This window comes from Tardiphaga sp., assembly GCF_028290495.1.
Classification (GTDB): Bacteria; Pseudomonadota; Alphaproteobacteria; order Rhizobiales; family Xanthobacteraceae; genus Tardiphaga.
On sequence record NZ_JAQGJT010000098.1, the window covers coordinates 1 to 20,576 of the forward strand.

Consider the following 20,576-nt stretch of genomic DNA (forward strand, 5'->3'; position numbering starts at 1 on the left):
AAGAAAAAGGGCCGCGCAATGCGCGGCCCCGATTCCATTCTGACATTGAGAACGATAAGTTCTTGGTCTTGTCGACCAGCGAGCACTTCTTGATCCACGGCATCATGTCGCGGAGCTTGGCGCCGACTTCCTCGATCGGGTGGGCGGCGAGCTTTGCGCGGGTGGCCTTGAACGAGGTCTGGTTGACCTTGTTCTCCAGCATCCAGTCGCGGGCGAACTTGCCCGACTGGATGTCGTTGAGCACGCGCTTCATCTCGGCCTTGGTCTCGGCGGTGACGATGCGCGGGCCGGTAACGTATTCGCCGTATTCCGCGGTGTTGGAGATTGAATAGTTCATGTTGGCGATGCCGCCTTCATAGATCAGGTCGACGATCAGCTTCAGCTCGTGCAGGCACTCGAAATAGGCCATTTCCGGCGCGTAGCCGGCTTCCACCAGCGTCTCGAAGCCGGCGCGGATCAGTTCGACAGTGCCGCCGCAGAGAACGACCTGCTCGCCGAACAGATCGGTTTCGCACTCTTCCTTGAACGAGGTCTCGATGATGCCGGCGCGACCGCCGCCCACCGCCGAAGCGTAGCTCAGGCCGAGGTCATGGGCGTTGCCCGAGACATCCTTGTGCACGGCGATCAGGCAGGGCACGCCGCCGCCGCGCTGATATTCCGAACGCACGGTGTGGCCGGGGCCCTTCGGCGCGATCATCAGCACGTCGAGATCTTCGCGGGGATCAAGCAGGTTGAAGTGCACGTTGAGGCCGTGCGCGAACACCAGCGCCGCGCCGTTCTTCATGTTGTCGTGCATGTGCTCGCGGTAGATGTCGCCCTGCAATTCGTCGGGGGTCAGCATCATCATGACGTCGGCCCACTTGGCGGCCTCGGCGACTTCCATCACCTTGAAACCGGCGGCTTCAGCCTTCTTGGCCGTGGCCGAACCCTTGCGCAGCGCAATGACGACTTCCTTGACGCCAGAATCCTTCAGGTTCAGCGCGTGGGCGTGGCCCTGGCTGCCGTAGCCGACGATGCAGACCTTCTTGCCCTTGATCAGATTGAGGTCGGCGTCGCGATCGTAATAAACTCGCATGGGTCGTTCCTTTAGTTAGGCAACTATCTCTCTATTGCCTGTTCGAAGCGGTCATAGGCCGACGGCCGCTGACCATGAATTGCCGCCGGTTTCTAGGGCGACGTAAGCCGCGAGACAAGCCCGCAGCGGTGATTTTGCGATGCCGCAGTGCACTGGCGCGGCATCAGGCGATCTCCGGCAGGGTCGGCGGCTTCGGCGACAGCAGCATCACTGCGATGCCGGCGACCACCACCACCATGCCGGTCAGACGCAACGGACCGAACGTCTCGCCAAACACGATCGCGGAGGCGCCGGCGCCGAAGAACGGCACCAGCAGCGCGAACGGCACCACCTGCGCGGCGGTATAATCGCGCAGCAGCCGGCCCCAGATCCAGTAGCCCAGGGTGGTGCCCAGCACCGCCAGCGCCAGCACGCAGGCAGCGACCTGCAGCGAGATGTGCGACAGCGCCTGCCAGGTCTGGGTCGGCCCTTCGACGAACAGCAGCACGCCCAGCAGCGGCAGCAGCGCCACCAGCCCGATCCAGGCGAACAGATCGAGCATCGGCACGCCGCTGGCGCGGCGCAGCAGCAGATTCGAGCACGCGAAGCTGACCGGCGCGCTCATCAGCACCGCAAAGGCCGAGACGCTGAAATCGTAGCCGACGGTGAAGCAGATCAGCAGCAGCCCGCAGGTGGCGATCGCGATGCCCAGCACCTGCAGACGGGTTGGCAGCTCGCGCAAGAACAGCGCGGCGAGAGCCACCGTGAACAGCGCCTGGCTCTGCACGATCACCGCGGTGAGACCGGCCGGCACGCCGTGCGCGATACCGTAGGTCTGCGCCAGGAACTGGCCGACCAGCAGCCAGCTGATGCCGAACACCAGCGCCCACGATAATTTCGGCCGCGGCAGAAACAGGCACGGCAGCGCCGTGATGGCGAAGCGCAACGCCGTCAGCAGCGTCGACGACATCTCGTCGAGCGCGATCCGGGTCACCACGAAGCCAACGCCCCAGATCACCGCCACCGTGACGGCCAGCGCAATATCGAAAGGTTTCATGAGATGATTGAATCGCACCGGCTAGGCATTCCCGGCGCCGCCGGGGATGGAGTTAAAATCAATTCCGAGCAGCGCGGCGAGCCGGTTCCGCACTTCATCTACGACGGCAACAGGAGCTTTCTCGATCGTGTCGAACATGCGTTCGGCGCGATCGATGGAGCGAACCTGATCGACCAAAATCATGCCCACGGTCGTCAGGCCGTGCGGCAGAGCAACATTTGTCGGCCAGTCCCTGAACTTCGACGTGATCGGACATATGATCGCGCGACGGGATGTTTCATGGAAGCTCAACGACGTCAGAACAATTGCCGGCCGTCTGCCCGACTGCTCAGTCCCACGGGTGTCGTCCAGATCGACCCAAGCGATATCACCGACGTCGGGGAGCATCATGCCAGCTTCCCGCGGCGCTGTTTCTTCGTATTGCTTTTGATCGACGGAACGCGACTCCCGGGAATCAGTCCGCGCGAATAATCATCGTCGATGATCTCGGATCCACGATCCGGCCCCCACTCCACCGTTTCGGGTTCCAGATCGGGCCCAAGACGCTTCATCTCGGCGATCATCTCTTCAAGCAATTGCGCCGACGTTTTCGCCACGCTGCGCAGCCGGAAACCGCCGCCCTCGACGGTCAGGTCGAGTTCACTGCCCGCGCTCACGCCGGCCGTTTCCGCGGCCGACTTGGGCAGCCGGACCCCGAGGCTGTTGCCCCATTTGGCGACTTTCACTTTCATCGCTGCGCTCCCTTGATGGATATACAATGTATATCCAATCGGCGCGGGCGTCCAGATTTCACATCCCCTCCGGGCCGCGGCTGATGGCGGCGACGCCGGTGCGGGAGATTTCGACCAGGCCGAGCGGCCGCATCAGGTCGATGAACTGGTTGATCTTGGCGGTGTTGCCCGTGATCTCGAACACGAAGCTCTCCGTGGTGGCGTCGATCACGCGGGCGCGGAATGCCTCGGCCAGCCGCAGCGCCTCGACGCGGTGATCGCCGGTGCCGCGCAGTTTCACCATCGCCAGTTCGCGCTCGATCGAGCGACCGGAGATAGTCATGTCGACCACGCGATGTACCGGGATCATGCGGTCGAGCTGATGCTTGATCTGCTGGATCACCATCGGTGTTCCCGTGGTGACAATGGTGATGCGCGAGACGTGCTTCTGGCTCTCGGTCTCCGACACCGTGAGGCTCTCGATATTGTAGCCGCGGCCGGAGAACAACCCGATCACGCGCGCCAGCACGCCGGGCTCGTTGGCGACGAGCACGGACAGCGTATGCGTCTCGTTGGGATCGTGGCGTTCTTCCATGAAGTAGGCGGAGGCGGGCTGTTCCATTGTCTGGTTCTCTTTTGCGTCGTCTCGATGTTGCATCCCTCATGGTGAGGAGGCGCCCTTGCGCCGTCTCGAACCATGAGGTGTTTTGCCCATCCTTCGAGACGCGGCGAAGACGCCGCTCCTCAGGATGAGGTCCTGCCCCTGCGCCTTACACCAGCGCCTTGCCGCCGGCGAAGGCCGCGGCGGTGGCTTCGTCATTGGCTTCCAGCGGCAGCAGCATTTCGTTATGCGCCTTGCCGGACGGAATCATCGGGAAGCAGTTTTCCAGATTGGCGACGCGGCAGTCGAACAGCACCGGCTTCTTCACCTTGATCATCTCGTGGATCGCACCGTCGAGATCGCAGGGCTTCTCGACCCGGAAGCCGGCGCCGCCATAGGCTTCCGCCAGCTTGACGAAGTCCGGCAGCGCTTCCGAATAGGAGTGCGACAGCCGGTTGCCGTGCAGCAACTGCTGCCACTGCCTGACCATGCCCATGTACTGGTTGTTCAGGATGAAGATCTTGATCGGCAGGTTGTGCTGAACCGCGCTCGACATTTCCTGCATCGTCATCTGCACCGAGGCGTCGCCGGCGATGTCGATCACCAGCGAATTCGGATGCGCGACCTGCACGCCCAGCGCCGCCGGCAGGCCATAGCCCATGGTGCCCAGACCACCCGACGTCATCCAGCGATGCGGCTCCTCGAAGCCGTAGAACTGCGCCGCCCACATCTGGTGCTGGCCAACTTCGGTGGTGATGTAGGTGTCCAGATTCTTGGTCGCCTCGAACAATCGCTGGATCGCGAACTGCGGCAGGATCAGGTCGGAGTTCTTCTTGTAGGCCAGCGAATTGCGCGCGCGCCAGGTCGCGATCTCCTTCCACCACTCATGGGTGTCCGGCTTCTTCGCCTCGGCCTTGAACACCTGCAGGATATCGCCCAGCACATTGGCGCAATCGCCGATGATCGGCACGTCGACGCGGATGTTCTTGTTGATCGAGGACGGATCGATATCGATATGGATCTTCTTGGAGTTCGGCGAGAACGCATCGGTGCGGCCGGTGATGCGGTCGTCGAAGCGCGCGCCGACGCACAGCATGACGTCGCAATCATGCATAGCCATGTTGGCCTCGTAGGTGCCGTGCATGCCGAGCATGCCCAGCCAGTTCGGGCCGGACGCCGGATAGGCGCCGAGCCCCATCAGCGTTGAAGTGATCGGGAAGCCGGTGACTTCGACCAGCTCGCGCAGCAGTTTCGATGCCGACGCCCCGGCATTGATGACGCCGCCGCCGGAATAGATCACCGGCTTCTTCGCGCCGGCGAGCAGCGCCACGGCCTTGCGGATCTGCGCGGCATCGCCCTTCACCCGCGGCGTGTAAGACACGTGCACGTCCGACTTGCGCGGCGGATGATAGGTGCCGACGGCGAACTGCACGTCCTTCGGCACGTCCACGACGACCGGGCCGGGACGGCCGGTGGTGGCGACGTAGAACGCCTCGTGCAGCACCTTTGCGAGATCGTTGACGTCGCGCACCAGCCAGTTGTGCTTGGTGCAGGGCCGCGTGATGCCGACCGTGTCGCATTCCTGGAACGCGTCGTTGCCGATCAGATGCGTCGGCACCTGCCCGGTGATGCAGACCAGCGGGATCGAATCCATCAAGGCGTCGGCCAGCGGCGTCACCATGTTGGTGGCGCCGGGACCCGACGTCACCAGCACCACGCCCGGCAGGCCGGTAGAGCGCGCATAGCCCTCGGCAGCATGGCCGGCGCCCTGCTCGTGGCGCACCAGAATGTGCTCGACTTCGCTCTGCTGGTAGATCTCGTCATAGATCGGCAGCACCGCCCCGCCGGGATAGCCGAACAGGTGCTTGACGCCGTGGTCGGCGAGCGCGCGGACGATCATCGCCGCGCCGGTCATCTGGTTGGGATCGTTGGGCTTCAAGTCGGTCATGACGGGCTCCGGATGCGCCATCAGGCGCGGCTTGGTCGGAAGGTGATGGATCGGTTCGGGCAATAAAAAAGGGCCCCGTTGAGGACCCCAGCACACCGCCTGCGAGTGGGTGGCCTCAGCCACCCCCGGCGATGTGCCTGGGTACTACGATAATAAGAAGCTGGGTAATTTTATTGCGCATCTGATCGCTCGAACGTTCAAAGGTTGCGCGAACATAGCCACCAGACCCGGGAAGTCAAGGGAAAGGCGATGCCATCCGCGTGATTGGAGACTAGCGGCCAGTTTCGGATTGGGCGAGCGCGAAAATCGGGCAGGCAGGCATGCGGGCGTGAAACGCCAGCCTATCCCCGTCATTGCGAGGAGCGGAGCGACGCGGCAATCCAGCAGCCACAAGCGAAGTCTGGATTGCTTCGTCGCAAGGGCTCCTCGCAATGACGGATGATGGGGTCAGAGCAAACACAACCCCACCTGCTCCCCCGCCGCCTCCGGCGTCATCCATTCGAATTCCGGCAGCTGGTGCCGGAACCAGGTGAACTGGCGCTTGGCGTAGTGCCTGGTATCGGCGCGGCCGATCACCGCCGCGTCCTCCAGATCGATCTCGCCGGCGAGGTGCCGGATCAGCGCCGGCACGCCGTGTGCCTTCATCGCCGGCAGCAGCGGATCCAATCGACGCGCGGCCAGCGCCGCGACTTCGTCGAGCGCGCCCGCCCGCAGCATCACATCGAACCGCGCATCGATCCGCGCATAGAGTTCGTCGCGATCCGGCGTGAGGAACGTCGCGGAAAACGTGCCGGCCGGCAGCAGCGGCGGCAGCGCGTCGCGGTGCCAGTCGGTCAGCGATCGCCCGGTCGCCTCGACCACTTCCAGCGCCCGCGCAATTCGGGTGCGATCGTTGCGGTGCAGCCGCGCGGCCGACCCGGCGTCGCGCAACGCAAGCTGCGCATGCAATGCCTCCGGCCCGTCGCGCTCCAGCCGCGCGCGGACGTCGTCGCGCACGTCGGCGGCAATCGCCGGCACATCCGACAGCCCCCGCGTCAGCGCCTTGAAATACAGTCCGGAGCCGCCGACGAAGATCGGCAGCCGCCCTTGCGCGCGCACGTCCGCCAGCACGCGCGCCGCCTCCGCGACCCAGGCGCCGGCCGAGAAATTCACCGCGGCGTCCACCGTGCCATACAGAAGGTGCGGCGCCTCGGCCTCATCCTCCAGCGTCGGCCGCGCCGTAAGCACGCGCAGGTCGCGGTACACCTGCATCGAATCCGTGTTGATGATCACGCCATCGTGCGCCTGCGCCAGCCGCATCGCCAGCGCCGACTTGCCGCTGGCGGTGGGCCCTGCGATAAGCAGCGCACCTCTGTCAGGCTCGGATGTCCCCATGTCTCTCGTCGCCACGCTCATCTGTCATCCCGCCAATCCCGCCCTCGATAGCACGATCGTCGAAGGCGCGCGCGCGGTGTTGCCGCCCAACGAGGCGCACTGGCTGAGCGACGGCGCCGCCGCCGACCTGTTCTTCGAGTCAACCGACGACATCCAGGCGATCGCCGAACGCTTGCGCAAGGCACGCGGCGACCTGCCGATCGACGTCGTGGTGCAGCCGCGCGCCACGCGGCGCAAGAAGCTGCTGCTCGCCGACATGGATTCCACCATGATCGCCCAGGAGTGCATCGACGAGCTCGCCGACTTCGCCGGGCTGAAGGCTCATGTCGCAGATATCACCGAACGCGCGATGCGCGGCGAGATCGAATTCGAACCGGCGCTGCGCGAGCGCGTCGCCTTGCTCAAGGGCCTGCCCGTCAGCGTCATCGACGAAGTGCTGGCGAGCCGCATCACGCTGACCTCCGGCGGGCGCGAACTGGTGCAGACGATGCGCGCCAACGGCGCCTATACGTGCCTGGTCTCCGGCGGCTTCACGCTGTTCACGGCCAAGGTCGCCGAGCTGATCGGCTTCCAGGAAAACCGCGCCAACAAACTCGTGGTCGAGGATGGCAAGCTCGCCGGCCTCGTCACCGAGCCGATCCTCGGCCGCGCCGCCAAACTCGCCACGCTCAACGATCTCAGGGAATCCTTCGACGTCGACGGCATCGACACGCTGGTCGTCGGCGACGGCGCCAATGATCTGGCGATGATCGAGAGCGCCGGCCTCGGCGTCGCCTACCACGCCAAGCCCGCGGTGGCCACGGCTGCCGCCGCCCGCATCGACCACGGCGACCTCACGGCGCTACTTTATGCGCAGGGCTACAAGCGGCACGAATTCGTGAGCTGACCTTACCGCTCGTTGCTCATCGGCGGCTGGAACGCCAGCGGACTCTCTTCGGCACGGCGACGCGCTACCGTCAGCGCCTGCGCGAAGTCGGTGGCGTCGAACCACGGCTCGGCGCGCATCGGCGCATCCAGATCGTCATGCCTGATGTCCGCGGCGGCGATATCGAATTGCATGCCGTGCCTGGTGCTGACCAGCTGGAGGCCGTAGCCGGTGACGGCCCATTGCCGGCCCAGCCAAAAAATATCGCGATGCAATACCACTGGTTATTTCCGTTATCGCACGAGACAAAAGAACCCCGGCTTGATCATCGATCAAGCCGAGGTTTTTTTGAACCGGCATTTAGCTCAAATTGCATCGAGGGTACGTTGCCCCGACTAGATGCGCCCGTTGTCGTTCGGCTGCCCGTGCGACTGTTGCTGGGTGCCGCGTTCGCGACTGGCCTTGTTTGCCTCGTGGCGACCGATCACGCAACCCGCGACGACGCCGACCTTGCCGTGCCCTGCGTAATGGCCGGCGATACCACCGACGATTGCGCCCTTGATGCAACCCTTGGCTTGCGCGGCCGCGGACGACATCACCAGACCGAGAACGGCGGTGCAGAGCAGAATCTTTTTCATGGCGATCTCCGGCGTGGATGACGGCCTGATAATTCGCCACCCTCCGTTTGGTTCCCTCGCCGTGTCAGCGCGGCGCTGCCGCCGCGCCGACGCCTCAGTGATGCGTCGTCGGTTCGCCCTGGGGCACCAGGGGAGCGACCGTCGCATCGCCGTGCTGCGTCAGCGGCCGGTTACCGGCCAACGCCCGCAGCAGCACGTAGAACATCGGCGTGAAGAAAATGCCGAATGCCGTCACGCCGATCATGCCGGAGAACACCGCGACGCCCATCGCGTGGCGCATCTCGGAGCCCGCGCCGGTCGAGATCACCAGCGGCACCACGCCCATGATGAAGGCCAGCGAGGTCATCAGGATCGGCCGCAGCCGCAGCCGGCTGGCCTCGATCGCCGCTTGCACCGGCGTTCTTCCGCCGAACTCCAGCTCGCGCGCGAACTCCACGATCAGGATCGCGTTCTTCGCCGAAAGTCCGACCAGCACGATCAGGCCGATCTGCGTGAACACGTTGTTGTCGCCCTTGGTGATCCAGACGCCGAACATCGCGGCCAGGAGACCCATCGGCACGATCATGATGATCGACAACGGCAGCGTCAGGCTTTCGTACTGCGCAGCCAGCACCAGGAACACCAGCAGCATCGCCACCGGAAACACCACGAAGGAGGAATTGCCGGCGATGATCTCCTGATAGGTCAGTTCGGTCCATTCGAAGCCGATACCCTTCGGCAGCGTCTCCGCGGCGACCCGCTTGATCGCATCCTGCGCCTGCCCCGTCGAATAACCCGGCGCGGCATTACCGTTGAGGTCGGCGGTGAGGAAGCCGTTGTAGCGCATCGCGCGTTCCGGCCCCGCACTCTCCCTGATCTTCAGCAGCGTCGACAGCGGCACCATCTCGCCGGTGTCGGAGCGCGCCTTGAGCAGGCCGACATCGTCGGCGCGCGCGCGGTATTTCGCATCCGCCTGCACGCGCACCGAATAGGTGCGGCCGAACTTGTTGAAGTCGTTGACGTAGACCGAGCCGAGATAGATCTGCATCGTCTCGAACACCGAGGTCACGGGCACGCTGAGCTGCCGCGCCTTGGTGCGGTCGATGTCGGCATAAAGCTGCGGCACGTTGATCTGGTAGCTCGAGAACAGTCCGATCAATTCCTTCTGCGCCGAGGCCTTCGCCACGAACGCCTTGGTCGCCTCGGACAAAGCCTCGTAGCCGAGGCCGGCGCGATCCTCGATCTGCAACTTGAAGCCACCGATGGTGCCCAGCCCCGACACCGGCGGCGGCGGGAACATGGCGATGAAGGCGTCCTGGATGCCGGCGAACTTGCCGTTCAGGGTCATCGCGATCGCATTGCCGGACAATGCCTTGTCCTTGCGCTCCTCGAACGGCTTCAGCGTCACGAACACGATGCCGGAGTTCGAGGAATTGGTGAAGCCGTTGATCGACAGGCCGGGGAACTGGATCGCATCCTCGACGCCGGGCGTCTTCAGTGCGATCTCGCCCATCTTGCGGATCACCTCCTCGGTACGGTCCAGCGTGGCGCCGTCCGGCAGCTGCGCGAAGCCGACCAGATATTGCTTGTCCTGGCCGGGCACGAAGCCGCCCGGCACCGCCTTGAACAGCAAGGCGGTGACGCCGATCAGCGCGATATAGGCGACCATGACGATGCCGCGGCGCGAGATCACCCGGCCGACGCCGCCACTATAGGCGTTCGAGCTCCAGGAAAAGACGCGGTTGAAGCGCTGGAAGAACCCGCCCAGCAAACGGTCCATGCCGCGCGTCAGAATATCCTTCGGCGCGTCATGACCCTTCAGCAGCAAGGCGGCGAGCGCCGGCGACAGCGTCAGCGAATTGAACGCGGAGATCACCGTGGAGATCGCCACCGTCAGCGCGAACTGCTTGTAGAACTGCCCGGTCAGGCCGGTGATGAAAGCCAGCGGCACGAACACCGCGACCAGCACCAGCGCGATCGCGATGATCGGTCCGGTGACCTCATGCATCGCCTGATAGGCGGCCTCCTTCGGCGCCAACCCCCGCTCGATGTTGCGCTCGACGTTTTCCACCACGACGATGGCGTCGTCGACCACGATGCCGATCGCCAGCACCAGACCGAACAAGGTCAGCGCATTGATCGAGAAGCCGAACAGATGCATCACGGCGAAGGTGCCAATGATCGAGACCGGCACCGCGATCAGCGGGATGATCGACGCCCGCCAGGTCTGCAGGAACAGGATGACCACGAGCACCACCAGCGCCACGGCTTCCAGCAACGTGTGGATCACCGCCTCGATCGAGGCGCGGACGAACTGGGTGGGGTCGTAGACGATGCTGTAGTCCAGGCCGTCCGGCATGTTCTGCTTCAGGTCGGCCATCGTCTTGCGGACGTTGTCGGAGATCTGGATCGCGTTGGAGCCCGGCGACTGGAAGATCGGGATCGCCACCGCCGAGTCGTTGTTGAGCAGCGAACGCAGCGAATAGTCGGCGGCGCCGAGTTCGATCCGCGCCACATCGCGCAGCCGCGTCACCTCGCCATTGGCGCCGTTCTTGATGATGATCTCGCCGAATTCCTCCTCGCTCTGCAAACGGCCTTGCGCATTGATCGAGAGCTGCAGATCGAGCCCGGCCTCGCTGGGCGATGCGCCGACCACGCCGGCCGCGGCCTGCACGTTCTGGGCGCGGATTTCCTTGACGACATCGCCGGGCGACAGGCTGCGCTCGGCGAGCTTCTGCGGATCGAGCCAGATCCGCATCGAATAGTCGCCGGAGCCGAACAGCTGCACCTGACCGACGCCTTCGATCCGCGCGAGGCGGTCCTTGACGTTGAGCAGCGCGTAGTTGCGCAGATACGTCATGTCGTAGCGGGCGTTGGGGGACTTCAGATGCACCACCATCGTCAGATCCGGCGCGCTCTTGATGGTGGTGATGCCGAGCGTGCGGACTTCCTGCGGCAGCCGCGGCTCGGCCTGCGAGACGCGATTCTGCACCAGCTGCTGCGCCTTGTCGGGATCGGTGCCGAGGCGGAAGGTGACGTTGAGCGTCATCAGGCCGTCGGTGGTCGCCTGGCTGCTCATATAGAGCATTCCCTCGACGCCGTTGATCTGCTCCTCAATCGGCATCGCCACGGTTTCCGCGATCACCTTGGGGTTGGCGCCGGGATAGGTCGCCCGCACCACCACGGTCGGCGGCGCCACTTCGGGATATTCCGAAATCGGCAGCACCGGCAGCGACAGCAGACCGGCGACAAAGATCAGCGTCGACAGCACGCCGGCAAAGATCGGTCGATCAATGAAAAATCTGGAAAAGTTCATGGCGTCAATCCGTCAAACAGCTTGCTGCAGGGTGCAACGGTCCTCGCGCGGTCGCAGGCGCGGCCTCGCTCGGTACATTCAAAGTTGGAAGGTCGCCCTGCCCGGCTTCGGACAGGGTCTGTCGTCAGTTGTTGACGCTGGCGACGTTTGTCTTGCCGGAGGTATTGGACACCGAGTCCATCGCCACCATCTCCGGCTTGATCTGCACGCCGGGCCGGACGCGATGCAGGCCGTTGACGACGATGCGTTCGCCAGCCTTCAACCCGCCGAGCACGACGCGCTGGCCCTCGACGGAGGCGCCGAGCGAGACCTCGCGGTATTCCGCTCTGTCCTTGTCGTCGACCACCATCACGTACTTCTTGTTCTGGTCGGTGCCGACCGCGCGTTCGCTGATCAGAAGCGTCTGCTCGGGCTTCGGCTGGCCCATCGAGAGGCGTGCGAACTGGCCCGGCATCAGCAGGCCTTCGGCGTTGTCGAACACCGCGCGCACCCGCACCGTGCCGCTCCGGGCATCGACCTGGTTATCAATGAACTGCATGTGGCCCTTGGCCGGCGCACTGTCCGCGCTGGTGATCATGTGGACCGGAATGCGGTCGATATCGGCCGGGGTCTTCTCGTCCGCCAGCGTCTTCAGCGCGCGGGTCACGACCTGCTCGTCGGCATTAAAGCTGGCATAGATCGGATTGATCGACACCAGCGTGGTCAGCACCGGCGCGCCGGGACCCGCGGCGATCAGATTGCCGACGGTGTATTCGATCTTGCCGACACGGCCCGCGACCGGGGCGCGCACTTCGGTGTAGCCGAGATTGAGCTGCGCGGTCTGCAATGCGGCCTCTGCGGCCTTCAGGTTGGCTTCGGCCTCGCGAAAGCCGTTGATGCGGCTGTCGAGATCCTTCTGCGAAATCCAGCGCGAATCGTTGAGCTGCTGGCCGCGGTCGAATTCGTTTTTGGTCAGCACCAGCCGGGCCCGGGCGGCGGCGACCTGCCCGTCGGCGCGCGCCACATCGGCGGCATAGAGCGCGGGATCGATCAGAACCAGCAGGTCGTCCTTCTTGACGAGTGCGCCCTCGCGAAAGTGAATTTCCTGGATGGCGCCTGCGACGCGGGAGCGGATCTCGACACGCTCCACGGCCTCGAGCCGCCCGGAAAACTCGTCCGACGACGCGGTGGCGCGGGCGGCGACGACCGCCACGGAAGCCTGAACGGCGGGCGGCGCGGCCGGGGTGGCCTCCGCCTGCGCCGCGTAGCTCGACAGGTTCAGCAGCGCCGCGCCACCGCCAATGGTCACGGCGACAAGGGCGACGGCAGTGCCCATCAGGATTTTCCGGGCAAGATTGTTGATCATAGCAAACCCCATTCGTCGTTCGGGCACCCGTAGTGAGCTCCCGGTATTCAGGTAGGTGCGGCCGCTTTGCTGCGTCGCACACTTCCGTAACGCTCGGTATAAATGGGCTATCGACTTCCACTGTCAAGGGACTTATCTAACGAAGGGTACGAAATTCCCCACAACCCTTCGGGAGGAGCTCGTTATGGCCATCATGGGCCGCCCGCGTGAATTCAGTTGCGATGAGGCGCTCGACCGCGCGCTGCAGATCTTCTGGCGCAAGGGCTACGAGGGCGCGTCGATGACCGACCTGACCGAGGCGATGGGCATCACCAAGCCAAGCCTGTATGCCGCCTTCGGCAACAAGGAAGAATTGTTCCGCAAGGCGCTCGACCGCTACGTCGATGGCCCCGGCCGCTATTTCCAGGAAGCGCTGCAGAAGCCGACGTCCCGCGAGGTGGTCTCGCATATGCTCTACGAGGCCGCCGACGCCCTGACCAATCCCGGCACGCCGGGCTGCCTCGCCGTGCAGGGCGCGCTGAGTTGCAGCGACACCGCCGAGAGCATCAAGCAGGAACTGGCGGCGCGGCGCGCCCAGGGCGAGAGCGATCTGCGGACGCGTTTCCAGCGCGCTCTGGCCGAAGGCGATCTGCCTGATGGCGCCGACGCCGCCGATCTGGCGCGCTACATTTCGGCGATGCTGCAAGGCATGGCGGTGCAGGCCGCCGGCGGCGCCAGTCGCGCGCAGTTGCGCGGCATCGCCGACATGACATTGCGCAGCTGGCCGCCGGTCTGACCGACCCGGCTCGCGATTGATGGTGTTGCACGGCGCCCGGCGCTGTGCTTCCTGTGGGCCGTCGCCGCGACCAAGCTGACGCCGCGGCAGGTGCTGAGTTCAGCGCCACCGGCCTTCCGCTTTTGCCGGGTTCAACGCGACATGGTGACCTCCATTCCATCGCAACGCCGCACTCTCGTCACCGCTCTGCTTTGCGCCCTCGTCGTGCTGCTGGCGCTGGGCTCGCTCGGCACCGGCCCGGTGCGGCTGTCGCCGCTCGCGGTGCTCGATGCGCTGTTCGGTGGTGGCGGTGACGTGCAGCAGACCATCGTGCGCGAGATCCGGCTGCCGCGCGCCATCCTCGCGCTCGCGATCGGCGCGATCCTCGGCCTGTCCGGCGCGGCGTTGCAGGGGCTGCTGCGCAATCCGCTGGCTTCGCCGTCTTTGTTCGGCGCACCGCAATCCGCCGCCTTCGGCGCGGTGCTGATGATCGCGCTGGGCGTGGCGGATGTGCGCTCCTGGGCAATGCCGGTCGCCGCCATCACGATGGCGTTCGTTTCGGTCTTCGCGCTGCTCGGCATCGCCGGCCGCAGCGCCGGCCTGCTGCTGCTGATCCTCGCCGGTCTCGCGATCTCGAGTCTCGCAGGCGCTGCGACCGCATTGGTGATGAACCTGTCGCCGAATCCCTATGCCGCGCTGGAGATCGCGTTCTGGCTGCTCGGCTCGCTGGACGACCGCAGCTTCCGCCACGTCACGCTGGCGCTGCCCTTCATCGCCGCAGGCGCGATCCTGTTGATGAGCCAGCGCAGCGCCTTTCGCGCGCTCAGCCTCGGCGAGGAGACCGCGCAGAGCCTCGGCGTCGATGTCGGCCGGTTGCGGCTTCTCGTCATCACCGGCGTCGCGCTCGGCGTCGGCGGCGCGGTTGCCGTCGCCGGCTCGATCGGCTTCATCGGCCTGGTCGCGCCGCATCTGATGCGCCCGCTGATCGGGCATGATCCCGGCCGCCTGCTGGTGCCGAGCGCGCTGACCGGCGCAGCCTTGCTGCTCGCCGCCGACATCGCGGTGCGGATCATTCCCTCGACCTCCGACATCAAGGTCGGTGTGCTGACCTCGATCATCGGCGTGCCATTCTTCCTCTATCTGATCCTGCGCGAACGCCGCGCGCTCGGCGGAGGCGTCGCATGACCGCCCTGCTCACGGCAGAGAACCTCGGCGTTACATTGTCCGGCCGCGCAATATTGCGCGACGTGTCGCTGTCGCTGCAGCCCGGGCATCTCGTCGCCCTCGTCGGCCCCAACGGCGCCGGCAAGACCACGCTGCTGCGCGCGCTGGCCGGATTGCTGCCATCGACCGGCACGATCCATGTCGGCCGCGACGATCTCGCAAACCTGTCGCTGCGCGAGCGCGCCAGGCGTTTCGGCTATCTGCCGCAGGGCCATGTCGTGCACTGGCCGCTGGAGGTGAAGGACATCGTGGCGCTCGGCCGCTATCCGCACGGCGCCACCGATCCGGCGTGGCTGTCGCCAACTGACGAAACCGCCGTGATGCGTGCGATGCTGGTGACGGATGTAAACGGTTTTGCAGACCGGCGCGTCACCGAACTGTCCGGCGGCGAGCGTAGCCGCGTGGCGCTGGCGCGCGTGCTCGCGGTGGAAGCGCCGATCGTGCTGGCCGACGAGCCGACCGCCTCGCTCGACCCGCGCTACCAGCTCGACGTGATGAAGAATTTGCGCCACACGGCCGATGACGGCGTGCTGGTGGTTGTGGTCACACACGATCTCGGGCTCGCCGCGCGCTTCGCCGATACCGTGCTGGTGATGTCGCAAGGCCGTCTCGTGGCCCAGGGCACGCCGGCGCAGGCGCTGTCGGATCAGGTGATGGCCGAGGTGTTCCGGATTTCCGCGTATCGCGCCGACTATCAGAGCGAGACCGTCATCCTGCCCTGGGCCGGGGTCTGAGCGATGGGCCGGCCCTTCAGGAAGCTGGTTGTCGCGGTCCTGATCGGCATCGCCACGCCGCACGCCGCTGCCGCGGCTGACCTGCCGCGCATCGCCTCGATCAACCTGTGCACCGACCAGTTGCTGATGACGCTGGCGGACCCCGCGCAAATCCTCGGCCTCAGCCCCTATGCGCGCGATGCCGCACGATCATGGGACGCCGCAAAGGCCGCGCAATTTCCGATCCTGTCCGGCGAAGCCGAAGACGCGCTGGTGCTGCAGCCCGATATCATCGTTGCCGGCAGCTTCACCAAGCGGGCGACGCGCGAATTCCTGAAGGACAAGGGCCAGCGCGTTCTGGAGTTCGACGTGCCGCGCACGATGGACGACGTGAAGGCGCAGATCATGCGGATGGGCGAGATCGTCGGGCATCCCGACCGCGCCCGCGCCGAGATCGCCAGACTGGATATCGCTATCGTGCACGCCCGCGCGGTGGCCGCGAAGAAGCAATATCGCGTGCTGGCGCTGTCGCGGCGCGGCTGGGTGTCCGGCAGCGACAGCCTGACCGGCGCGCTTTTGACCGCCGTCGGGCTGAACAGCGCGGCGAAAGACATGGGCCTGCGCGACGGCGGCTTTGCCTCGCTGGAAGCGATCATCAGCCTGAAGCCGGACTACCTGCTGCTCTCGGAAGGCGGCAGCTTTGCGGAAGACGAAGGCCGCGCCTTCCTGCTGCATCCCGCGCTCGAGCGTTTCTATCCGGCGGCCAGGCGGCTGGTGATCCAGGAGCGCCTGATCAATTGCGGCGGGCCGATGATCACGGAAGCGCTCGACCGGCTGGCGGCGGAGCTCGAACGCGTCGCGCGGTGAGGCGCCGCACGGCCGCGCGACGTGCGGTTATTCCGGCGCGCTGGTCTTCAGCCAGAGCGGCAGGCCGGCGGCGATGAACACGACATCGGGCACGGCGGCCGCGACGATCTGGTTGAGCCGGCCCTGCGCATCGCGAAAGGCGCGTCCAAGCGGCGTTTCCGGCACCAGCCCCATGCCGACTTCGTTGGAGACGAACACGATCGGATATCGCGCCACGCCGAGAAACCGCGTCAGCCGGCGCACTTCGATCTCCGGGTCGCGATCGGCGAGCATCACGTTCGACAGCCACAGCGTCAGGCAATCCACCAGCACGGCGCGGCCGCGCGTCGCTTCGCGGGTCAGCGCATCGACCAGCGCCAGCGGCTCCTCGACGGTGATCCAGCCGTCGCCGCGCTGCTTGCGGTGATGCGCAATGCGCGCCGCCATCTCGTCATCGCCGGGCGTGGCGGTGGCGAGATAAACGCGCGTGAAATTGCTGTCGTGGATCAGCCCTTCCGCGAAGGACGATTTGCCGGAGCGCGCGCCGCCGAGCACCAGCGTGGTGACGAGCGCGCTCATGCTGACGCGCTGCCGGATTCGCTCTGCAGGTCGCCGAAAAAGAAATTGTAGTCGCGCGAAATAACCATTGCCGGCAAGGCTAACGGCCGGGGTCTTCGGGGTCAACCTTGGTTGACCTGCACGCCGGTCTTGCGTCAGTTAGGCCCCCGCGAAAGGAATCCAATGACCGCGAACTCCCAGCCTCTGTGGCAGCCACCTGAAATCGCCGCGCTCGATCCCGCCACCCAGGCCGGCGTGCGCGCGCGGATCGACGGCAAGGCCAAACCGCCGGGTTCGCTGGGGCGCATCGAGGACCTCGCGCTGCAACTCGGCATGATCCGGCATCCCGGAGAACCGCGCGGCGACAATGCGGTGCTGCTGGTGTTCGCCGGTGATCACGGGCTGGTCGAGGAAGGCGTCTCGCAATATCCGGCAGCCGTAACCGTCGGGATGGTGATGACCTACCTATCCGGCCGCGCCACGGCCAACGCCTTCGCCGCGGTAAGCCAGGTCGAGATCCGCGTCATCGACGCCGGCGTCGCCGCCGAGTTGCCCAATCATCCGCGCCTGATCGACGCCAAGATTCGCATGGGCACCGCAAATGCCGCGCATGAGCCGGCGATGACACCGCAACAGGCCGCGGACGCGCTCACGCGAGGCTGCCGGATCGCGATCGGCGAGGTCAAGAACGGCGCCGATATCATCGCGCTCGGCGAGATGGGGATCGGCAACACCGCCTCCTCCGCGCTGCTGGTACATCGTCTCGCACCCGCGCCGCTCAATGACTGCATCGGCGTCGGCGCCGGGCAGGACGACGCCGGCATGGCCCGCAAACGCGCGGCCATCGCAAAAGCCGCCGCGCGCAGCGACGCCACCGCGCCGCTCGATGTGCTCAGCGAATTCGGCGGGCTGGAGATCGCGATGATGGCCGGCGCGATCCTCGGCGCGGCGTCGCAACGCCGGCCGGTGATCGTGGACGGCTTCATCTCGACCGCCGCGGCGCTGCTGGCGATCCGGCTGTGCCCGGCCGCGCACGGCTATTGCGTGTTCGCACATCGGTCCGCCGAACGTGGCCACGACATCGTGCTGGCGGCGCTGCAGGCAAAGCCGCTGCTCGATCTCGGGCTGCGGCTGGGCGAAGGCACCGGCGCGCTGCTGGCGGTGCCGCTGGTCCGCGCCGCGGCGCGTCTGATGACCGACGTCGCGGATCTCAGCGACGTGCTGGCAGGAAACGTCTGATGCGCATTCCCGCCGATCTCATCAACTCCGTGCGCTTCCTCACCATCGTGCCGATGCCGGATTCGGTCGACCCGTTTGCGCCGGACTGGATGTCGCGGGCGATGAAGTATTTCCCGCTGGTCGGCGCCGGCATCGGCCTCGTCTCCGCGATCGTGCTGCTCATCGCCAATGAGTTCTGGAGCCCGGTGATCGCGGCCTTGCTCGCGGTCATCGCCAGCGTCGCGATCACCGGCGCATTCCATGAAGACGGCCTTGCCGACACCGCGGACTCGCTCGGCGGGTACACGATCGAGAAGCGCCTGGCGATCATGAAGGACAGCCGGATAGGCACCTACGGCGCAGTGGCGCTCGGGCTCGGCGTCGCCTTGCGGGTCGCGGCGATTGCCGACCTGCCGATGTGGGCCGGCCCGGCGGCGCTGATCGCGGCGCATGCGGCGGCCCGCGTCACCGGGATGTTCGTGATCAACCGGATGAATCATGCCGGCGACACCGCGACGATGAAGGTCAGCTACGTCGAGTCGAAGGTGCGTTCGGGCGAACAGACCTTTGCGCTGGTCGTGGTGCTGCTGGCGGCGCTGCCGCTGGCGCTAATCTCGCTCACCGCCGTCCTCACTGGCCTGATCTGCGGCACAGTGCTCGCCGTCATGGTCACGCGCTGGACGCGCCGCGCGCTCGGCGGCTACACCGGCGACGTGCTCGGCGCGACCGAGCAATTGTTCGAGATCGGATTCCTGCTCGGTGTCGCCGCGGCGTTGAGCTAGGCCGTGAACCCATAAATCTACCGGGCGGATAGCTTGTGAGGTCCACCATGCCCTGCCGGCAAGTCGCGTCGATCACCGGCTTTATTCGTCATTGTGCATGCGTGGCCCGGATAACTGGCGTCAAAAAACGTCTGCATCTGGCCCGGAAGTGACCGGAACCAAACGCCGGGCCCCTGCATTGTGAGTCAAGCCAAGAACTTGGGCTATCACCTTGTAGCGGGGGTGGTGCGTGGCTCTCTTCGACGTGCGGGGGAAGCAGATGGCGCAAAAAAATCCGGAAGCGCAGGTCCCGAACAAAATTTCGGTAGCATTGCTCGTCAACGGCACGGAAAGGCAATTCATAGTCGCGCCCTGGACGACTTTGCTTGACGCGCTGCGTGACCATCTCGACCTAACCGGCACGAAAAAGGGCTGCGATCACGGCCAGTGCGGCGCATGCACCGTGCTGGTTGATGGTCGCCGCGTCAATTCATGCCTGACGCTGGTGGTCATGAAGGACGGCGCCGAAGTGACCACAATCGAAGGCCTTGCGACCCGCGATGCCCTGCATCCGCTACAACAGGCCTTCATCGACCACGACGCCTTCCAGTGCGGCTATTGCACACCGGGACAGATTTGCTCGGCGGCAGGGCTGATCGCCGAAGGCAAGGCGAAGACCGATGACGAACTCCGCGAGCTGATGAGCGGCAACCTCTGCCGCTGTGCGGCCTATCCCAACATTGTTGCGGCGATCAAGCAGGCAATGACCGTGATGAGGGGTAAGTCATGATCAATTTCCAGTATTCGCGCGCAAGCGACGTTGCCGACGCGGTGCGGCAGATCGGCGCCGACCCGGCCGCCAAATTTATCGCGGGCGGCACCAACCTGCTCGACCTGATGAAAGAGGATGTCGAGCGCCCTACCCGGCTGATCGATATTTCCAAGCTTCCGCTCAAGACAGTCGAGCAAACCGCCGACGGTGGCCTGCGCATCGGCGCGATGGTTCCGAATTCCGACCTCGCCTATCACCCGCTCATCGAGCAACGCTATCCGGTGCTCTCCAGCGCGATCCTGGCGGGAGCCTCTGCGCAGTTGCGCAATATGGCCTCGACCGGAGGCAACTTGCTGCAGCGGACGCGCTGCGCTTACTTCTATGATACAGTGACGCCGTGCAACAAGCGCGAACCGGGCAGCGGCTGCTCCGCCATCCATGGCATTAACCGGGGGCATGCGATCCTCGGCACGAGCGAGGCCTGCATCGCCACGCACCCATCCGACATGTGCGTGGCGCTGGCGGCCCTGGAAGCGACGGTTCATGTTGTGGGGCCCAACGGAGAACGCGCGATTGCTATTGCGGACTTCCACCGGCTCCCCGGCGACACCCCGCAGCGCGACACCAATCTGGGCCGCGATGAAATCATCACCGCGATCGAATTGCCCGCGCAAGGCTTCACCAGGAACTACACTTATCTCAAGATCCGCGACCGTCTCTCTTACGCCTTCGCGCTGGTGTCGGTCGCGGTCGGACTTGAGATGGATGGCCGCACCATTCGCCAAGCGAGGTTCGCGCTCGGCGGCGTCGCGCACAAGCCATGGCGAGATTCCGCGGCCGAAG

21 protein-coding genes are annotated in these 20,576 nt (G+C 65.5%); 9 read left to right on the forward strand and 12 right to left on the reverse strand.

The window, feature by feature from the left end:
- The 7 genes from ilvC to miaA form a co-directional block, all read right to left on the reverse strand.
- Window positions 1–1,075: ketol-acid reductoisomerase (ilvC, locus tag JWQ24_RS15680; RefSeq protein ID WP_299809744.1), on the reverse strand; the 1,075-nt coding region annotated here is incomplete at its 3' end.
- A gap of 163 nt (window positions 1,076–1,238) precedes the next feature.
- Window positions 1,239–2,111: an EamA family transporter gene (locus JWQ24_RS15685; RefSeq protein ID WP_299809746.1), complete on the reverse strand. Its 873-nt coding sequence runs from the start codon at window positions 2,109–2,111 to the stop codon at window positions 1,239–1,241.
- A gap of 21 nt (window positions 2,112–2,132) precedes the next feature.
- Window positions 2,133–2,501: a type II toxin-antitoxin system PemK/MazF family toxin gene (locus JWQ24_RS15690; protein WP_299809748.1), complete on the reverse strand. Its 369-nt coding sequence runs from the start codon at window positions 2,499–2,501 to the stop codon at window positions 2,133–2,135.
- Complete coding sequence (locus JWQ24_RS15695) at window positions 2,498–2,842, reverse strand: AbrB/MazE/SpoVT family DNA-binding domain-containing protein (protein ID WP_299809749.1); 345 nt, start codon at window positions 2,840–2,842, stop codon at window positions 2,498–2,500. The genes JWQ24_RS15690 and JWQ24_RS15695 overlap by 4 nt, the downstream gene beginning before the upstream one ends.
- A gap of 58 nt (window positions 2,843–2,900) precedes the next feature.
- Entirely contained in the window at window positions 2,901–3,443 is a 543-nt protein-coding gene (gene ilvN / locus JWQ24_RS15700; RefSeq protein WP_299809751.1) for an acetolactate synthase small subunit, read from the reverse strand.
- Window positions 3,444–3,591: 148 nt separating this feature from the next.
- Complete coding sequence (locus tag JWQ24_RS15705; protein ID WP_299809753.1) at window positions 3,592–5,370, reverse strand: acetolactate synthase 3 large subunit; 1,779 nt, start codon at window positions 5,368–5,370, stop codon at window positions 3,592–3,594.
- Window positions 5,371–5,817: 447 nt separating this feature from the next.
- On the reverse strand, window positions 5,818–6,744 hold the full coding sequence (gene miaA / locus JWQ24_RS15710; protein ID WP_299809755.1) for a tRNA (adenosine(37)-N6)-dimethylallyltransferase MiaA: 927 nt from the start codon (window positions 6,742–6,744) through the stop codon (window positions 5,818–5,820).
- Between miaA and serB the strand changes: the two genes are divergently transcribed.
- Window positions 6,743–7,630: a phosphoserine phosphatase SerB gene (gene serB / locus JWQ24_RS15715; protein WP_299809757.1), complete on the forward strand. Its 888-nt coding sequence runs from the start codon at window positions 6,743–6,745 to the stop codon at window positions 7,628–7,630. The genes miaA and serB overlap by 2 nt on opposite strands.
- A 2-nt stretch (window positions 7,631–7,632) precedes the next feature.
- Here serB and JWQ24_RS15720 read toward each other — a convergent pair whose 3' ends face one another.
- The 4 genes from JWQ24_RS15720 to JWQ24_RS15735 form a co-directional block, all read right to left on the reverse strand.
- Complete coding sequence (locus JWQ24_RS15720) at window positions 7,633–7,890, reverse strand: hypothetical protein (protein ID WP_299809759.1); 258 nt, start codon at window positions 7,888–7,890, stop codon at window positions 7,633–7,635.
- A gap of 114 nt (window positions 7,891–8,004) precedes the next feature.
- Window positions 8,005–8,247, reverse strand: a complete 243-nt coding sequence (locus JWQ24_RS15725; RefSeq protein ID WP_299809761.1) for a hypothetical protein — start codon at window positions 8,245–8,247, stop codon at window positions 8,005–8,007.
- Window positions 8,248–8,341: 94 nt separating this feature from the next.
- Complete coding sequence (locus JWQ24_RS15730; protein WP_299809763.1) at window positions 8,342–11,542, reverse strand: efflux RND transporter permease subunit; 3,201 nt, start codon at window positions 11,540–11,542, stop codon at window positions 8,342–8,344.
- A 124-nt stretch (window positions 11,543–11,666) separates the two neighbouring features.
- A complete protein-coding gene (locus JWQ24_RS15735; RefSeq protein WP_299809765.1) occupies window positions 11,667–12,887 on the reverse strand; it encodes an efflux RND transporter periplasmic adaptor subunit in 1,221 nt (406 codons plus the stop codon).
- A gap of 184 nt (window positions 12,888–13,071) precedes the next feature.
- Between JWQ24_RS15735 and JWQ24_RS15740 the strand changes: the two genes are divergently transcribed.
- From JWQ24_RS15740 to JWQ24_RS15755, 4 genes are all read left to right on the forward strand, one after another.
- Window positions 13,072–13,662 carry a TetR/AcrR family transcriptional regulator gene (locus JWQ24_RS15740; protein WP_299809766.1) on the forward strand — a complete coding sequence of 197 codons (591 nt, stop codon included), beginning with the start codon at window positions 13,072–13,074 and terminating at the stop codon, window positions 13,660–13,662.
- A 141-nt stretch (window positions 13,663–13,803) separates the two neighbouring features.
- Window positions 13,804–14,826: an iron ABC transporter permease gene (locus tag JWQ24_RS15745; protein ID WP_299809768.1), complete on the forward strand. Its 1,023-nt coding sequence runs from the start codon at window positions 13,804–13,806 to the stop codon at window positions 14,824–14,826.
- Entirely contained in the window at window positions 14,823–15,599 is a 777-nt protein-coding gene (locus JWQ24_RS15750) for an ABC transporter ATP-binding protein (RefSeq protein WP_299809770.1), read from the forward strand. The genes JWQ24_RS15745 and JWQ24_RS15750 overlap by 4 nt, the downstream gene beginning before the upstream one ends.
- A 3-nt stretch (window positions 15,600–15,602) precedes the next feature.
- Window positions 15,603–16,445 carry an ABC transporter substrate-binding protein gene (locus JWQ24_RS15755; protein WP_299809772.1) on the forward strand — a complete coding sequence of 281 codons (843 nt, stop codon included), beginning with the start codon at window positions 15,603–15,605 and terminating at the stop codon, window positions 16,443–16,445.
- Between the two features lie 27 nt (window positions 16,446–16,472).
- On the opposite strand, the gene cobU is transcribed toward JWQ24_RS15755, so the two are convergent.
- The gene (cobU, locus tag JWQ24_RS15760; protein WP_299809774.1) at window positions 16,473–17,003 is read right to left on the reverse strand and encodes a bifunctional adenosylcobinamide kinase/adenosylcobinamide-phosphate guanylyltransferase; all 531 of its coding nucleotides are present in this window, start codon (window positions 17,001–17,003) and stop codon (window positions 16,473–16,475) included.
- Window positions 17,004–17,165: 162 nt separating this feature from the next.
- Here cobU and cobT point away from each other — a divergent pair, with 162 nt between their 5' ends.
- The 4 genes from cobT to JWQ24_RS15780 all read left to right on the forward strand — a co-directional run.
- Complete coding sequence (cobT, locus tag JWQ24_RS15765; protein WP_299809776.1) at window positions 17,166–18,221, forward strand: nicotinate-nucleotide--dimethylbenzimidazole phosphoribosyltransferase; 1,056 nt, start codon at window positions 17,166–17,168, stop codon at window positions 18,219–18,221.
- On the forward strand, window positions 18,221–18,982 hold the full coding sequence (gene cobS / locus JWQ24_RS15770) for an adenosylcobinamide-GDP ribazoletransferase (RefSeq protein WP_299809778.1): 762 nt from the start codon (window positions 18,221–18,223) through the stop codon (window positions 18,980–18,982). The genes cobT and cobS overlap by 1 nt, the downstream gene beginning before the upstream one ends.
- 259 nt (window positions 18,983–19,241) lie before the next feature.
- On the forward strand, window positions 19,242–19,751 hold the full coding sequence (locus JWQ24_RS15775; RefSeq protein ID WP_299809780.1) for a (2Fe-2S)-binding protein: 510 nt from the start codon (window positions 19,242–19,244) through the stop codon (window positions 19,749–19,751).
- A partial coding sequence (locus JWQ24_RS15780; RefSeq protein ID WP_299809783.1) for a xanthine dehydrogenase family protein subunit M occupies window positions 19,748–20,576 on the forward strand: 829 nt, incomplete at its 3' end. The genes JWQ24_RS15775 and JWQ24_RS15780, both read left to right, overlap by 4 nt.

Excerpts from the sequence above, each read along its gene's own strand:
- JWQ24_RS15685 (WP_299809746.1), bottom strand. The coding sequence starts at position 2,111 with ATGAAACCTTTCGATATTGCGCTGGCCGTCACGGTGGCGGTGATCTGG.
- JWQ24_RS15690 (WP_299809748.1), bottom strand. The coding sequence starts at position 2,501 with ATGATGCTCCCCGACGTCGGTGATATCGCTTGGGTCGATCTGGACGAC.
- JWQ24_RS15695 (WP_299809749.1), bottom strand. The coding sequence starts at position 2,842 with ATGAAAGTGAAAGTCGCCAAATGGGGCAACAGCCTCGGGGTCCGGCTG.
- ilvN (WP_299809751.1), bottom strand. The coding sequence starts at position 3,443 with ATGGAACAGCCCGCCTCCGCCTACTTCATGGAAGAACGCCACGATCCC.
- JWQ24_RS15705 (WP_299809753.1), bottom strand. The coding sequence starts at position 5,370 with ATGACCGACTTGAAGCCCAACGATCCCAACCAGATGACCGGCGCGGCG.
- serB (WP_299809757.1), top strand. The coding sequence starts at position 6,743 with ATGTCTCTCGTCGCCACGCTCATCTGTCATCCCGCCAATCCCGCCCTC.
- miaA (WP_299809755.1), bottom strand. The coding sequence starts at position 6,744 with ATGGGGACATCCGAGCCTGACAGAGGTGCGCTGCTTATCGCAGGGCCC.
- JWQ24_RS15725 (WP_299809761.1), bottom strand. The coding sequence starts at position 8,247 with ATGAAAAAGATTCTGCTCTGCACCGCCGTTCTCGGTCTGGTGATGTCG.
- JWQ24_RS15730 (WP_299809763.1), bottom strand. The coding sequence starts at position 11,542 with ATGAACTTTTCCAGATTTTTCATTGATCGACCGATCTTTGCCGGCGTG.
- JWQ24_RS15735 (WP_299809765.1), bottom strand. The coding sequence starts at position 12,887 with ATGATCAACAATCTTGCCCGGAAAATCCTGATGGGCACTGCCGTCGCC.
- JWQ24_RS15740 (WP_299809766.1), top strand. The coding sequence starts at position 13,072 with ATGGCCATCATGGGCCGCCCGCGTGAATTCAGTTGCGATGAGGCGCTC.
- JWQ24_RS15745 (WP_299809768.1), top strand. The coding sequence starts at position 13,804 with ATGGTGACCTCCATTCCATCGCAACGCCGCACTCTCGTCACCGCTCTG.
- JWQ24_RS15750 (WP_299809770.1), top strand. The coding sequence starts at position 14,823 with ATGACCGCCCTGCTCACGGCAGAGAACCTCGGCGTTACATTGTCCGGC.
- JWQ24_RS15755 (WP_299809772.1), top strand. The coding sequence starts at position 15,603 with ATGGGCCGGCCCTTCAGGAAGCTGGTTGTCGCGGTCCTGATCGGCATC.
- cobU (WP_299809774.1), bottom strand. The coding sequence starts at position 17,003 with ATGAGCGCGCTCGTCACCACGCTGGTGCTCGGCGGCGCGCGCTCCGGC.
- cobT (WP_299809776.1), top strand. The coding sequence starts at position 17,166 with ATGACCGCGAACTCCCAGCCTCTGTGGCAGCCACCTGAAATCGCCGCG.
- cobS (WP_299809778.1), top strand. The coding sequence starts at position 18,221 with ATGCGCATTCCCGCCGATCTCATCAACTCCGTGCGCTTCCTCACCATC.
- JWQ24_RS15775 (WP_299809780.1), top strand. The coding sequence starts at position 19,242 with ATGGCGCAAAAAAATCCGGAAGCGCAGGTCCCGAACAAAATTTCGGTA.